General features: G+C 46.6%; 11 protein-coding genes. 7 read left to right on the forward strand and 4 right to left on the reverse strand.

Features of this window, described 5'->3' with window-relative positions; genetic code table 11:
* Positions 1-41: 41 nt before the first annotated feature.
* The 4 genes from acnB to hrpB form a co-directional block, all read right to left on the reverse strand.
* On the reverse strand, positions 42-2,630 hold the full coding sequence (acnB, locus tag LNL84_RS14135) for a bifunctional aconitate hydratase 2/2-methylisocitrate dehydratase (RefSeq protein WP_244358219.1): 2,589 nt from the start codon (positions 2,628-2,630) through the stop codon (positions 42-44).
* A gap of 276 nt (positions 2,631-2,906) precedes the next feature.
* Positions 2,907-5,213 (reverse strand): patatin-like phospholipase family protein, encoded by a 2,307-nt coding sequence (locus tag LNL84_RS14140; protein WP_425244311.1) that lies wholly within the window; start codon positions 5,211-5,213, stop codon positions 2,907-2,909.
* 96 nt (positions 5,214-5,309) lie between these two features.
* Entirely contained in the window at positions 5,310-7,700 is a 2,391-nt protein-coding gene (mrcB, locus tag LNL84_RS14145; RefSeq protein WP_244358221.1) for a penicillin-binding protein 1B, read from the reverse strand.
* On the reverse strand, positions 7,697-10,132 hold the full coding sequence (hrpB, locus tag LNL84_RS14150) for an ATP-dependent helicase HrpB (RefSeq protein ID WP_244358310.1): 2,436 nt from the start codon (positions 10,130-10,132) through the stop codon (positions 7,697-7,699). The genes mrcB and hrpB overlap by 4 nt, the downstream gene beginning before the upstream one ends.
* An 83-nt stretch (positions 10,133-10,215) precedes the next feature.
* Between hrpB and sfsA the strand changes: the two genes are divergently transcribed.
* From sfsA to panC, 7 genes are all read left to right on the forward strand, one after another.
* Entirely contained in the window at positions 10,216-10,926 is a 711-nt protein-coding gene (gene sfsA, locus LNL84_RS14155) for a DNA/RNA nuclease SfsA (protein WP_244358222.1), read from the forward strand.
* 130 nt (positions 10,927-11,056) lie between these two features.
* Positions 11,057-11,503, forward strand: coding sequence for an RNA polymerase-binding protein DksA (gene dksA / locus LNL84_RS14160; protein ID WP_244358223.1), 447 nt, complete (start codon positions 11,057-11,059; stop codon positions 11,501-11,503).
* An 81-nt stretch (positions 11,504-11,584) separates the two neighbouring features.
* The gene (gene gluQRS / locus LNL84_RS14165) at positions 11,585-12,472 is read left to right on the forward strand and encodes a tRNA glutamyl-Q(34) synthetase GluQRS (protein WP_244358224.1); all 888 of its coding nucleotides are present in this window, start codon (positions 11,585-11,587) and stop codon (positions 12,470-12,472) included.
* An 87-nt stretch (positions 12,473-12,559) separates the two neighbouring features.
* Positions 12,560-13,918, forward strand: a complete 1,359-nt coding sequence (pcnB, locus tag LNL84_RS14170) for a polynucleotide adenylyltransferase PcnB (protein WP_244358311.1) — start codon at positions 12,560-12,562, stop codon at positions 13,916-13,918.
* On the forward strand, positions 13,915-14,427 hold the full coding sequence (gene folK / locus LNL84_RS14175; protein ID WP_244358225.1) for a 2-amino-4-hydroxy-6-hydroxymethyldihydropteridine diphosphokinase: 513 nt from the start codon (positions 13,915-13,917) through the stop codon (positions 14,425-14,427). Before pcnB ends, folK begins: the two co-directional genes overlap by 4 nt.
* Positions 14,424-15,218: a 3-methyl-2-oxobutanoate hydroxymethyltransferase gene (panB, locus tag LNL84_RS14180; protein ID WP_244358226.1), complete on the forward strand. Its 795-nt coding sequence runs from the start codon at positions 14,424-14,426 to the stop codon at positions 15,216-15,218. The genes folK and panB overlap by 4 nt, the downstream gene beginning before the upstream one ends.
* Before the next feature lie 8 nt (positions 15,219-15,226).
* Entirely contained in the window at positions 15,227-16,120 is an 894-nt protein-coding gene (panC, locus tag LNL84_RS14185) for a pantoate--beta-alanine ligase (protein ID WP_244358227.1), read from the forward strand.
* Positions 16,121-16,122 lie beyond the last annotated feature (2 nt).

The following is a 16,122-nucleotide window of genomic DNA, read 5'->3' on the forward strand; positions in this document are numbered from 1 at the left end:
TTTCAGTGACAGCGGCTTTTTATTTTTTTAGCAGTCAGCGTTTATGCCGGTTCTTGGAAAATAACCGTGTCTGCTTTGTCTGTGTACTCTGCCATTTTATGGAAATTCAAGTAACGATATGTATCTGCTGCTGTTGCATCTATCTTCGAAGAGTACTCTAGATACTCTTCTTTCGTTGGAATGCGACCAAGAATCGCGCCAACCGCAGCAAGTTCAGCAGAAGCTAGATAAACATTAGCGCCCGTACCCAAACGGTTAGGGAAGTTACGTGTCGACGTTGACATGACTGTCGCATTATCAGCAACTCGAGCTTGGTTCCCCATACATAGAGAACAACCCGGAGTTTCAATACGAACCCCAGCACGACCGAAGATACCGTAGTAACCTTCTTCTGTCAGTTGATCTTTATCCATCTTCGTCGGCGGAGCAACCCACAGGCGAGTATTTAGCGAGCCGTTAAACTCCTCTAGCATCTTACCTGCAGCACGGAAGTGACCAATGTTCGTCATACAAGAACCGATGAACACTTCTTGAATCTCTGTACCTTGAACGTCAGAGAGAAGACGAGCATCATCTGGGTCGTTTGGTGCACATAGGATTGGTTGGTCGATGTCAGCAAGGTCAATCTCGATAACATGAGCGTATTCAGCATCTGAATCAGCAGATAACAACTCAGGGTTCGCTAGCCACTCTTCCATTGCTGTGATACGACGTTCGATCGTACGAACATCACCGTAACCTTCAGCAATCATCCACTTAAGCATAACGATATTCGAGTTCAGGTACTCGGAGATAGACTCTTGGGACAACTTAACCGTACAACCTGCAGCAGAACGCTCAGCAGATGCATCAGAAAGCTCAAATGCTTGTTCAACAGACAGGTGCTCAACTCCTTCAATCTCTAGTACACGACCAGAGAATTCGTTGATCTTACCGGCTTTTTCAACAGTAAGCAGACCTTGCTTGATGCCGTAAAGAGGAATCGCATGTACCAAGTCACGTAGTGTAATACCCGGTTGCATTTCACCTTTGAAACGAACAAGGATTGATTCTGGCATATCAAGAGGCATTACACCTGTCGCTGCTGCAAATGCAACTAGACCAGAACCCGCAGGAAATGAAATACCGAGAGGGAAACGAGTATGTGAGTCACCACCTGTACCTACAGTATCAGGAAGAAGCATACGGTTCAGCCATGAGTGGATAACACCGTCACCCGGACGAAGTGACACACCCGCACGGTTCATGATGAAATCAGGCAGTGTATGGTGAGTGTTTACATCGACTGGTTTGGGGTATGCTGATGTGTGACAGAAAGACTGCATGACAAGGTCTGCTGAGAAACCAAGACAAGCCAGGTCTTTAAGCTCATCACGAGTCATAGGACCGGTAGTATCTTGAGAACCAACTGTTGTCATCTTAGGCTCGCAGTATTGACCTGCACGAACACCTTCAACACCACATGCTTTACCTACCATCTTCTGAGCTAGCGTATAACCTTTATCAGAGGCAGAAGGATCAATAGGTTTAGCAAACAGATCCGTTTCTTCTAGACCAAGAGATGCACGAGCTCGACTCGTTAAACCACGACCGATAATCAGTGGAATACGGCCACCAGCACGTACTTCATCAAGCAGTACATCACTTAGCTTGAAGCTAGAGATTTCCGCACCAGCTTTACGAACAACACCTTCATAAGGGAAGATATCAATGACATCACCCATGTTCATGTCTTGTACGTTGAGTTCGATCGGTAGCGCGCCTGAATCTTCCATTGTGTTATAGAAGATTGGGGCGATCTTGCCACCTAAACAAACACCGCCAGTGCGTTTGTTTGGTACAAATGGGATATCGTCACCCATGAACCAAAGTACTGAGTTTGTCGCCGATTTACGTGAAGAACCGGTACCGACTACATCACCAACATACGCCAGTGGAATACCGTCTTTTTGCATTTCTTCAATTTGATTGATTGGACCAACGCTACCCTGTTCGTCAGGAGTAATACCCTCACGTTCCATCTTCAGCATCGCTTTCGCGTGCACTGGAATATCTGGACGTGACCAAGCATCTGGAGCTGGGGACAGGTCATCGGTGTTTGTTTCACCAGTGACTTTAAATACTTTAACGGTGATCTTTTCCGCTACTTTGTCTTTTGAAGTGAACCAGTCCGCATCAGCCCAAGATTGAAGAACTTGTTTTGCAGAAGCATTACCTGCTTTTGCTTTCTCTTCAACATCATAAAACGCGTCAAACATTAGCAGGGTATGAGACAGAGCCTTAACCGCCAAAGGAGCTAAATCGGCATCATCAAGCAAAGAGACGAGAGATTCGATGTTATAACCGCCTTGCATAGTACCAAGCAGTTCAGTGGCCTTTTCACGGCTAACAAGTGGTGAGCTAACTTCACCTTTGGTGACAGCCGTTAAGAAACCCGCTTTGACATAAGCAGCTTCATCAACGCCTGGTGGAATGCGGTTTTCTAGTAGATCAAGAATGAATTCTTCTTCACCTTGAGGTGGGCTTTTCAGAAGTTCAACAAGTCCAGAAACTTGCTCAGCATCTAATGGTTTAGGTACAACTCCTTCAGCGGCACGCTCTTCGACGTGTTTACGATAGGCTTCAAGCACGACTTCTTCCTCTCATTGCGGTCCCTCCTGAATAATTAGAATTAGGAGTGGACATCCTTGGAAACTTGGCTCTCCCTTGCCAACGACGTCATCAAGTAGAATTAATGAACAGTGCCAGAGAGGCCAAACTGTGGGGCGAAGAATAGCAAATTTAACGATAAATTAAAATCTTATCAATTTGACCAACATAGCATGTTGCGATGAAAAATTACTCTTTTAGACTAAAGTTAGAGCTGTTTTGCATCCTTTTTGCCACTCTTCAGATAAATTGACACCTCAATTGAATGTGGTACCAATGATCAAATAAAATGAATATAGGCCCGTTTCGACTTGCCCATATGAGAGCATAATCGGCCCTACTGGCGAGTCTATACCAGCAAACACAGAGCCGGCTAAAAACAGGGGTGCATCAGATAAACTGACAGACTGATCACTCCATACCCCTCCATACTCGGCCGATGCTCCTACGTAGACAGGGCTTTTGAACATGCCAAAGTCATTGTCGAACCATCGATAACGATACACCATACTGGCGTAAGCTTTATTCTGTCCAACAAGGCTATCGCGCGGTATGCCTGAAAAGTTCAAAAAACCGCCCAAGGTTTTGGGGCTTACGGTTACTGATTCATTCTCGGTATTGATGGCACCATAATCGAGCGAACCGACCAACGTATGTCGAGCAAATGTTCGAGCGTGTTTTAGCTGCGCAGTGATCTCTTGAGCGTAATAATCTAAGTTATCGACTGGAGCACCAAGAGTCTGTTCACCTTTATCGTGAGAGTAGAGGTACTCTAAGTTCAGGAGCCACCCCTTAGTTGGTAAACTAAAGTCATCTAGAGTGTCAAGTTTATAGTTGGCAAATAACCCTCGACGATTAAAATCAAATTCTCCTGCCGATGGCAAAGGAGATACCGTGGTATTACCGCTAGTGATGCGTGCCCCAGTTCGGATCTCTTGCCACAGCGTCGGTTGGTAGCCGACCGCAATTTGGCCTTCCAACTCACGATAACTGATCGGCACATAATCGGCACTGCCTTCTAACGCTGGCCTTGAAGTATCGCCATCAAATAACACATTACGTTTATCACTGTTATAGGTAACGGTAAACAGCGAAAAATAGTCTTGGTTGAACATAAATGGTGAGTACAGCTCACTTTCAAATCGCTTGTCTGTGCCCATATCGATATTCAATCGCAGCTCAGCCCCCCGTTCGTTCAACCCCGTAAAGTTAGTTGATACTCCAATGGCGTACACACTATTGGCGTTAAAATCCTCTTCTAGAAAAAAGCGGAAGTCGACGTAATTGGGCCCCCAGGATTTCTCTTTTACATCAACAGCAAGAATAGTTTCATTGTCTACTTCTTGGTATTCGTAGGTAATCAGCTCAAAGCGATCCAGTGCATAGAGGCCTTCTATTTTATTTTCGATCTCGTCAGTGGCTATCACCTTGTTAGGCCGCAAATCCAAGCGGCTTTTTAATAGTTCGTCGCTGTAATGGCTTTGGTTGTTGATATTGATATTATCAACAACCACTTCATCACCGTACTTTAAGGTTCGTCGAGCGTTCTGCTTTCTATCTATGTATGCCTGATATTGAGAAGCGGATACTGCCAAACTCGCCAACAGCTCCTGCTGCTGGCGAGTTTCATCGTAACCGCGTTGATAGGCGATCGGCATAATCGAAAAATCGGTGGTGGAAAATTGGCCTACGTTTGGTTTGAGATAAACATCCTCTTCATCAAGGAATTGTTTTTGCTGCTCTGTGCTTCGCCGCACTAGGTAATTGGATAGTTGCTCACCGACACTAAAAAAACTGCTAAAATCTTTCTCTGTCTTATAGTCACTACTGATATCAACAGCAATGATAATGTCAGCCCCCATTTCCTTAGCCAATTTCACTGGCATATTATCCGTCACCCCGCCATCAACGAGTAGCCGCCCGTCGAGCTTGTAGGGCGGTAACGCTCCCGGAACTGACATGCTAGCCATCATCGCGTCCACCAAGTAGCCATTTTCGAGAATAACGGGCTCTAGATTGACAATGTCAGTGGCTACCGAACGGTAGGGAATGGCAAGTTCATCAAAAGAATCAAAGGAGGATAAATTCCCCGTTGTTCTGCGCAAAATACGCAGCATGCTCTGGCCTTGAACCACGCCAGTAGGCGCTTGTATTGACCCCCAATGCAAGCCAATATCGGTGCGGATCTGGTAGCGGTCCTCGTATTCTTTATCCCGCACTCGACGTTGGCTACGCTCAACTCTATCCACATAGCCTTCATTCCAGTTTACGGTATAGATAAAGCTTTCGATTTCGTCTGCGCTCATACCTGTCGCGTATAGACCGCCGACATACGCCCCCATACTCGTTCCAGTGATAATATCTACAGGAATCGACATTTCTTCAAGAGCTTTGAGCACACCGATGTGCGCGGCGCCTTTAGCACCACCGCCAGCAAGAACTACCCCTATTTTGGGACGTTCTAGTTCAGCACGAACTTCGCTTTCTGGTGTAGTGCCAGCCGCAAATGCACTATTGAAAGCTCCGACAGCAAAAACAATAATGGCTTGAGATAAGCGTCTCACATTCATCCTTAAACGACATGACCATTGAATTCATTATATCAATAAATTGCCTGATTCCATCTAAGAATGAAAGTACTTTGTTTATCGCAAGTGACGTTACCAGTTAAATAAGTTCTTGATCCACTGCTTAGGCTGACTATCACAGCTTGCTTTGATATCTCCGGTTTCATCCCATACAGGTAATTCAAAACCATTACCACAATCGAGCTCTAATGCCCCGCTTCGAGCTTGCGAAAATCCGACCATCGTGATGCCCTTGGGCCACGGCAATGTGAGCTTTTCTGGAATCCTGGCATTCAAGTAGTCGTTGTAAACGCGCAACGCACCACTAGAGCCCGTTAGCTTGGTACTTTTGTTGTCGTCTCGTCCAACCCAAATCGTGGTGACTTCTCGGCCATCAACCCCCACAAACCAGCTGTCGCGAGTATCATTACTGGTGCCTGTTTTCCCGGCTAATGCGGCCCAAGCAAATTGGTGAGTAAGGAAACGTCCGGTGCCTTCGGCAACCCCTTTCTTCATCGCATAAGTTGTTAGCCAAGCCGCTTGTTGAGGGACTTTCTGCGATGCTTTAGGAAGAGATTGATACAGTATCTTACCATCGACTGAAACCACCGATCGCAAAGCCGACAGTGGCGCTTGACGTCCGGAGTTGGTTAGCGTCTGATACATTTGCGACACCTGAAAAGGCGTCAAAGAAATCGCCCCCAGAAACATCGCTGGGACATGTCGGATCTCATTTTTATCAATACCTAACCGCACTAAGCTGTCCGCGACATTTTTGATGCCCAATGACATACCCAGTCGAACCGTTGGGACATTGAGAGATTTTGCCAACGCTTCGTAAAGCGGTACATCTCCTCGAAATTCACGATCGTAGTTTCGTGGCGTCCAGATATTGCCTTGACTTCCTTTTAGGGTCACAGGTTTGTCTTGCAATGTGGTTGCAAGATCATATTGCTCTGGCTGCTCTAGTGCGGTCAAGAACACCGCAGGTTTCACCAAAGAACCAATGGGACGACTCGCGCTCAATGCACGATTAAAGCCACTGTAGCCCGCCCGTTTCCCCCCCACCATGGCGCGGATCTCACCGGTGTTTCTGTCGACAGCAATGGCGGCCGCTTCCAATCCTTGTCCGGCGGTTTTCTCTAGCTTAGGTACACGACTTGCGATCGCTTTCTCCAATTTATCTTGCGACACAGGATCTAACGACGTGAAAACGCGAATGCCACTGTCTGATTTAAACGCATTACCCACCTGCTGCTTCAACTCTCGTTGCACCTGTTGAAAGTACGCAGGTTGACGACTGGCTATCCTTGGATTTTTCTGCAAATCTAGACCGCGGCTTGCTGCCATTTCAAATTGACTGGCGCTAAGAAATTCTTGTTGCATCATCAATCTTAAGACCAGATCTCGACGCTCTTTGGCTCGCTCTGGATAACGAATTGGATTGTAATACGACGGCCCCTTAACCATACCCACTAACAGGGCTAATTGATCAATTCTAAGTTCTTCTACTGGTTGCCCAAAATACAGGCGAGCAGCCAGTCCAAACCCATGTACCGCTTCTCCACCACTTTGCCCTAAATAGACTTCGTTCAAATAGGCTTCAAGGATTTCATCTTTGCTGTAGCGGTAATCAAGGATCAATGCGATGTAGGCTTCACGTAATTTACGCCAAATCGTACGCTCTTTGGTTAAGAACAAGTTCTTTGCCAACTGTTGTGTGAGGGTGCTTCCGCCCTGAACCGTTCGTCCTGCTCTTACGTTCGCAACCAAGGCGCGAGCAATGGCAACCGGTGATATACCATCATGTTGATAGAAGTCTCGGTCTTCAGTGGCCAACAAAGCATCAACCAGAAACTCAGGAAACTGATCGCGCCTTAAGAACAATCGCTGCTCGTCGGTACTTTTTTCAAGCATTCCAAGCATTTTGGGCTCAATGCGTAGAAAGCCTAAATCCCCTTGCTTCTCACGTGATTGGATGCGTAGCAAACTAACATCATCAAAATAGAGCATGACATGACGATCGGATTCCGCACCGTCTGTAAACTCAAAAGGGCGACGAATCAATTCAATCTTGGTCGATGAAGCGGCGTATTCTCCGGGACGTTTGGGTTGACGAACTTTGCGGTAATTCAGCACATCAAGCTCGTTGCGTACTTCTTGTAGAGTGATCTCATCCCCTACTGATAAATCCAGTACGCGCGCGTAAACCACAGTAGGCAGATCAAATAGTTTACCTTCGAAACGATCTTGTACGACTTGATCGAGATAGTAGCCAATGGTCCCGAAAACGACCAAACCTACTAGGCCAAGTTTCCAGCCTATTGACCAAAGACGCTGTCCCAACGGCTTTTTTGCACCGCGTTTTTTACGCGATGTAGCTCGCTTTTTGCCTTTGACGCGAGTTTTCGCCTTCGCACTGCGAGTGGCCGGTTTTTGTGTTGGGCTCTTTTTTGGGGCCGCCCCTTTATGATTACTGCTCATGAATTTAATTGTCTTTTGGTTTTATTGGTCGCTTGATGATTTATCGGATCATCAGGCCAAGGATGTTTGGGGTAGCGACCTTTCATTTCTTTTTGTACCTCGCGATAGGCGCCTTGCCAAAATGCCGCGAGATCACGTGTTATCTGCAATGGTCTTTGTGCTGGTGACAGCAACTCTAGCACCACTGCCTGAGTATTGTTGGCAATGGTTGGTGAGCACTTTTCACCAAACATTTCCTGTAACTTTACTGATAGCATTGGGGGGTGACCGCTCTGGTATCGGATTTTTTTATTTGCCCCTGAAGCAACGACAAGATATGTGGGCAGCAATTCATTGAGCTTCTGTTGCCTTTTCCAACCAAGCCGAGCTTCCAATGCAGGTTGTAAATTTAATTTCCGCAGTGCCTTAGCTGAATTTACGCCGATCAGAAATGGCTCTAACCATAGGTCTAATTCGTTGTGTAATGACGCGTCACTAAAATCAGGCCAATCCAATTCTGGTAACCAGTCGCCCGCGCAACGGATCCGTTCTAGCAACTCAAGATCTTTCGCTTGCCAATTAAGCACAGTAAGACCTTTGCGACGCACATAACCCGCCAGCGCCTGAGCAACATTGACACTACTTGGAATTGGCCGCTCAATATTTTCTACTTCTAAGCGGCCCAAATAGGTCTTTTGGGCACAAATAACTCGCCCCTTAGCATCGTCCCAATCTAGGATCTCTTCACTGCGAAATAACGCACTGGCATGCTGTTTAAGCTGACTGACATCAACCGCGACGGCCAGATGGATCTGACTGTTACCACGGCCGCTATTTAGCAGATCTAACGCCACCAAATAATCATTTTCAGCTAACGCAAGTGCGTCTTCAATCATCGCTCCGTGGCCATTGGCAAGTAGAAAGGCTCCACCAGATCCACAACGAAGCTGGGCTATTCTATCGGGATACGCTAACGCTGCGACAAATCCAAGTAAAGATTCTTGAACCTTCTGCACATCAAATTGACATTGCACCCTTCGAGCCAGCATGTTTGCGCGGCGGTTCATCGTGTGGGTTTTGCTGTGACTCCCCATCTGCCAGCGATGCAAACTTATACTTATATCATTGCCAACGCGTTCTTTTTCTTCCAATAGACAGCTCAATGCAATCGCGGCATGCGCAAATTCACTCCCTTTGCTTAAGGATTGTAAGACCATGCTCGCGAGTCGGGGCTCTAAGCCCAAACCATAAGCTCTTTCACCAATGCGAGTCAGTTGCCCATTATCGCCGATAAGCGCCAACGCATGTAGTAACTCATTAGCTTGCTCAATATTGGCTTTCTTAGGGTGATCGAGCCACTTCATTGACGTTTCATCACTGCAGCCCCAGCGGCGTAATTCCAGTACCAGGCTGGCTAAATCACTGCGCAGGATCTCGGGTGTTGACGAGAGCGGTTGTTGCTCAAATTGTGATTCACTGTACAGACGCACGCACACCCCTTCTTCTAGCCGCCCGGCTCGCCCGGTACGCTGCACTGAAGACGACTGAGCAATGCGCGACTGCTCCAGCTTGAGGATGCCGGTTTTTAAATCAAACGAGCTCGTTTTCTCCAAGCCAGAGTCAACCACCATTCGAATGCCTTCTATCGTCAAGGAGGTTTCGGCAATATTGGTCGCTAAAACGACCTTTCTTTGTCCGGGCGCAGCTGGTTGAATCGCTTTTTGCTGCTGGTGTAAATCAAGCTGGCCATACAGCGGACACACTTCAAAACCCTCACTCAACGCTAAAGATTGCTGTACGCGCTTTATTGCCGAGACTCCCGGTAGGAACGCTAATAAAGATCCTTTTTCGTTCGCCATCAAATGACAAATGATGCGACTCATAGCGGCCGCTAACGGCTCATTATGGCGCAATGGCGAATAACGAATATCAACCGGATAACTGCGTCCTTGTGACTCTATGTAGGCCGCGTCAGGCATTATCGGTTCAAGTGTTTCGCGCTCTAAGGTCGCAGACATGATAACCACGGTTAGATCATCCCTAAGCGCTTCCTGAACCTCGAGCGTAAATGCCAGCGCCGTATCAGCGTGCAAACTGCGCTCGTGAAATTCGTCAAAGATGACAAGATCAATACCCGTCAACTCAGGATCATCTTGCAACATTCGGGTTAACACCCCTTCGGTCACTATCTCGAGTTGTGTTGATGAACTGGTTTTAACGTCTCCGCGAATACGATAACCAACAGTCTCGCCTACCGACTCGCCCAGACATTTAGCGAGATAATAAGCAATACTTCGCGCCGCCAGACGCCTTGGCTCCAGCATGACTATTTTTCCTTGCACACAGCCCTGCTTGACCAACGTGAGTGGAAAGTGAGTCGATTTCCCCGCTCCGGTGGCAGCCTTCAAAATAACTTGTCGGGAATGTGATAGCGCCTCGAGCAATCGGGGCATCACTTTTTCAATGGGCAATTGTGACAATGTAAACACCTTATGATGTAATGTTGCTTTGTATTCTAATCAAAAACGGACTTGAAATGCACTTTGATCCCCCGTTAAAGAAGGGAACCTTGATAAAGCGTTACAAACGCTTCCTCGCGGACATCATCAAGCCAGACCAAGAACCCTTGACTATTCATTGTGCTAACACAGGGGCAATGACTGGTTGTGCTGAGGCAGGTAACACCGTTTGGTACTCAACTTCAGACAATCCGAAAAGAAAATACCCCAATAGTTGGGAATTGAGCCAAACTAAGCAAGGGCATAGCATTTGTGTGAATACGATAAGAGCCAACACTCTGGCCGTAGAGGCGATCCAAGCAGGTGTCATTCAAGAGCTACAGGGATATCAAAGCTTAAAAACCGAAGTCAAATACGGCAGTGAAAACAGCCGAATAGATATTTTGTTACAAGATAGTGAGCGTGATAATTGTTACATTGAAGTCAAAAGCGTCACATTGCTTGATGACACTAAACCCGGTCAGGGTTACTTTCCTGATGCTCAAACGGTGCGCGGACAGAAGCATCTGCGAGAGCTCACAGAAATGGCCAAAAGTGGAAGCAGAGCCGTATTATTGTTCTCAGTTTTACACTCAGGTATTGAAAAAGTGTCCATTGCACACCATATAGATGCGAAATATTCACAATTATTAGAGCAAGCAAGAGACGCAGGTGTCGAAGTGCTTTGTTATAAAGCGAATTTTTCTGAGAATGAAATATCGCTGTTCTCACGTGTAGAGTTCAAATAAAACTGATTTCACTTCACATAGAGAAGAACTTTAACAAACATCATTTGCCACATGCATTTCTTTTTGCTATAGATACCCGCCTTAAAATAGCTGTTCAAACAGTTGACTAGGTGTTAGTAGGAGATGCTGTATGCCAGAATCTAAGAAAAAAGCGCTAGGCATCCTAGCCATTGCAGGGGTTGAGCCATACCAAGAGAAAGCAGGTGAAGAGTACATGTCACCTGAGCAACTGGCTCATTTTAGAACAATTTTAGACGCTTGGCGCAACCAACTTAGGGAAGAAGTTGATCGTACTGTGCATCACATGCAAGACGAAGCCGCGAACTTTCCTGACCCGGTTGACAGAGCTTCACAAGAAGAAGAATTTAGCTTGGAATTGCGTAACCGCGATCGTGAGCGTCGATTGATCAAAAAGATCGAAAAAACGCTGACCAAAATCGAAGACGACGATTTCGGTTTTTGTGAGTCGTGTGGTATCGAAATCGGTATCCGCCGCTTAGAAGCTCGCCCAACGGCTGATCTTTGTATTGACTGCAAAACACTTGCGGAAATCAAAGAAAGACAGATGCAAGGCTAAAAAAAGAAAAGGGAGCAAAGCTCCCTTTTTTGATCATGTACCTTCACCCGTTTATTTCGCTAACAATACCCATCTAACATTATGTACATTGGTAGATTCGCTCCCTCACCTTCTGGTCCTTTACACTTCGGTTCATTGATTGCCGCACTCGGTAGCTATTTTCAAGCGCGGGCGAATCAAGGCAAGTGGTTAGTTCGAATAGAAGACATTGATCCTCCGCGAGAAGTTGCCGGTGCAGCAGAGCTTATTTTAAAAACCTTAAAAGTCTACCACCTGCATTGGGACGATGAGGTTCTTTACCAAAGTCAGCGACTCAACCATTATCAAGCACAAATCGATCAGTGGTTAGAGCAAGGTCAGGCATATTTATGCCAATGTACCCGAAAACAGATCAAAGAAGCCGGTGGTTACTATCTCGGTACCTGCCGAAGTAAGCAGCTTAGCGGCGTTACAAATTGCGCGGTAAGACTGCGCATGCTTCACCCTGTTGAGTCGTTTGAAGACCAAAAGCACGGTACGATGACAATACCTACGCCCTTGGCTCAAGAAGACTTTATTATTAAACGTCGCGATGGCCTATTTGCATATAACCTTGCAGTGGTGCTTGATGACATCTACCAGGGTGTCACTGAAGTAGTGCGTGGCGCAGATTTAATTGAACCGACGGGGCGACAGATGAGTTTGTATCAAACTCTCGGTCAAACACCGGTTAGCTATATCCATTTGCCGTTAGCAATAGACAAGAATGGCAATAAACTGTCAAAACAAAATCATGCCACTGCCATCGATTTAGGCAATCCAAAACCGACACTGCTTAATGCTATGGCGTTTTTAGGGTTTAAAATAGACAATGACGTAGGCGCGTTATCAATAGAAAAAATATTGGCTTGGGGAGTGAAAAACTGGCAAATAAATCAACTGCCAGACGCACTCAATATCATACCAAGATTCTCAAACGCCCCTCTCTAGGCTATTATTAGCGGCAAAATTCAAGTGATAGGCGCTTAACTGGCCGAACACAAACGGCTCATTAATTGCCTCAATTGCGTTAAGATGATGAATAAAATAGAAAAATCACAGCACACTCACAATACCTATGACGATATTGATCTGCAGGTCTATGGCCGCGAAGAACACAATATTTCGCGCAAGCAGATCAGCGACAATGCTTTAAAAGTACTCTATCGACTAAATGGAGCGGGTTTTGATGCCTTTCTTGTCGGTGGAGGTGTCCGAGATCTGCTGCTTGATGGCCATCCAAAAGATTTCGACATCGCGACCAATGCAACACCTGAAGAAATCAAAAAACTGTTTCGTAATTGCCGTCTAATTGGCAGACGGTTCAGATTGGCTCATATTATGTTCGGTCGCGATATTATCGAAGTCGCGACGTTCCGTGGTCATCACCAAGATACTGAAAAAAACATCTCTCAGCAGTCGAAAGAGGGTATGCTGCTTCGCGACAATGTCTACGGCACAATCGACGAAGATGCAGAACGTCGTGATTTCTCCATCAATGCAATGTACTACAACATTGCCGACTACAGTATCCACGACTACGCGGGTGGTATTGAGGATCTCAATGACAAACTGATTCGCCTGATCGGCGATCCAGAAACACGATACCGTGAAGATCCTGTTCGTATGCTGCGCGCGATTCGTTTTGCCGCGAAGCTAGATTTTGACATCGAGGAAGACACGGCAGATCCAATCGAGCAATTGGCGCCGCTACTTAGGGATATTCCATCAGCGCGCCTATTTGAAGAATCTTTGAAATTGCTTCAATCTGGCCAAGGTTTAGAAACCTACCATTTGATGAGAGAGTACAATCTATTTCAGCAGCTATTTCCAACCGTAGCGCAACAGTTTACCGAAGACTACTCTTCACCAACAGAAGAAATGCTCGATCTGGTACTAGACTCTACCGACCTTCGCATTGAGGAAGGCAAGCGCATCAACCCTGCCTTTATGTTTGCAGCGATCTTATGGTACCCAATGACGGAGTGCGCCAAGCAGTTGATGGAAACTCGCCAGTTATCTGAATACGACGCCATCATGGAAGCCAGCAACATCATCCTTGATGAGCAGGTTAAATCTATCGCCATTCCTCGTCGTCATACCGCAACCATTCGCGAGATCTGGCAGTTACAACAGAGATTATCTCGCCGAACCGGAAAACGAGCCTACCGACTCATGGAGCTCAATAAATTCCGAGCTGGTTACGATTTCTTAGAAATGCGTGGCGAGGTCGAAAAAGGCGAAACAGAAGAATTGGCCAAGTGGTGGAATACATTCCAGAACGCTGGCCGTAATATGCGTCAAGCCATGGTAAGCGACCTCGGTAGTAGCGGTAGTAAATCGGGCTACCGACGTCGCAGAAATCCACGCTCGAAAAAGGCAAAGAGCAGCCAATGATTTCCTGTTTCATTGCCGTGGGCAGCAATGTGTCTGACCCCGTTTCACAAGCTAACGAAGCGATCGCAGCATTACACTTACTGCCCAACAGTGAGTGGATTGCCAGTTCGTCGCTCTATTGTAGTCGACCAATGGGTCCTCAAGACCAACCCGATTACATCAATGCTGTTGTGGAAATTAAAACCCAATTAACGCCTCTTGAACTGCTCGATTGCACGCAACGGATCGAACTAGAGCAAGGGCGTGTCCGTAAAGATGAGAGATGGGGCCCAAGAACTCTGGATCTGGATATTATTCTTTACGGCAATGAGGTGATCGATTCCGAACGTCTTACTGTTCCTCACTATGGAATGAAAGAGCGCGAGTTTGTGCTCTACCCGCTCGCTGAAATCGCACCAAGTTTACAACTACCTGACGGGACTCAACTCGCTGAACTGCTCAAAGAAGTGGATCGCAACGGGTTAAGCGTATGGCCAATAGAGCCATCCCCAAGTAAGGAACTAAAATGAAAAAAATCACCATAAATGATCTTATGAAGTGGAAAAAAGAAGGACGCAAATTTGCGACTTCTACCGCTTATGATGCAAGTTTTTCTTCGCTATTCGAAAGCCAGAGCATGCCGCTACTGCTAGTCGGTGATTCGCTTGGAATGGTACTTCAAGGGAAAAACGATACGCTTGCTGTAACTGTCGATGAAATTGCATATCACACGCGCTGTGTGCGTGCAGGAAGCCCAAACTGCTTATTAATGGCTGATATGCCGTTTATGAGTTACTCGACGCCTGAGCAGGCATGCATGAACGCAGCGACGCTGATGCAAGCAGGTGCTAACATGGTCAAGCTTGAAGGCAGTGACTGGTTGGTGGATACCGTACGTATGCTAACTGAACGCGCTGTTCCTGTCTGTGCACACCTTGGTTTGACACCTCAGAGCGTGAATATTTTTGGTGGTTATAAGGTTCAAGGCCGCGATCAGAAAAATGCCGACAAGATGGTTCGTGATGCTCTTGCTTTGCAAGATGCTGGCGCACAAATCATCTTGCTTGAGTGCGTTCCAGCAGAATTGGCGCAACGCATTACTGAAGCATTAGACGTGCCTGTTATCGGCATTGGTGCAGGTAATGTAACCGATGGCCAGATCTTAGTAATGCATGATATGTTCGGCATTTCAGCGAACTATATGCCTAAGTTCTCGAAAAACTTCCTAGAAGAAACCGGTGACATGCGAAAAGCAGTGGCAAAATATATTGCCGATGTTGAAAGCGGAGCGTTCCCTGACGACGCTCACACGATTGCCTAGGGGGCGCTATGCACACTTTTGCTGACATTGCTGAGCTTAGGGCACAAATCGCTCAATTTAAACGAGAACAGCGCCGTATCGCGTTTGTTCCGACTATGGGTAATCTACACGATGGGCATTTGACTCTAGTGCGAAAAGCGCGTGAGTATGCTGATGTGGTTGTTGCCAGCATTTTTGTCAACCCAATGCAATTTGATCGTGCTGACGACCTCAACAATTACCCTCGAACGCTTGAAGAAGATCTCAGCAAGCTGAATTTAGAAGGCGTAGATGTGGTGTTCACCCCCACACCTGAGGTGATGTACCCAAAAGGGCTTGATAAGCAAACATTTGTTGAAGTTCCGGGGATCTCAACGATGTTAGAAGGTGCATCGCGTCCAGGTCACTTTCGTGGGGTCTCAACTATTGTTGCTAAGCTGTTCAATATTGTTCAGCCAGACGTTGCCTGTTTTGGTGAAAAAGATTACCAGCAACTGGCCTTGATCCGTCAAATGACCGAAGATCTTGCAATGAACATCGAGATTGTCGGTGTCGCAACGGTACGTGAACTTGACGGCTTAGCAATGAGTTCTCGCAATGGCTATCTAACCATGGACGAGCGTCAACGCGCTCCTGTATTAGCAAAGACAATGCGTTGGATCAGTAGTGCCATCCGGGGTGGACGTGACGATTACAATTCCGTTATCGAAGACGCTGAAGATCAGCTAAGAGCGGCCGATCTTCAACCCGATGAAATATTTATTCGTGATGCGAAAACCTTGCAACCTATCACAGCCAACTCTACTCAAGCGGTCATTTTGATGTCTGCCTACCTAGGTAAAGCTCGTCTGATCGACAACCAAGTTTTGGATCTAGCGCCTGTTGCGACCGACAGTGAACAAGAAACTCAAGCGAACGAATAACA

Source organism: Vibrio gelatinilyticus, from assembly GCF_022836845.1.
Lineage (GTDB): Bacteria > Pseudomonadota > Gammaproteobacteria > Enterobacterales > Vibrionaceae > Vibrio > Vibrio gelatinilyticus.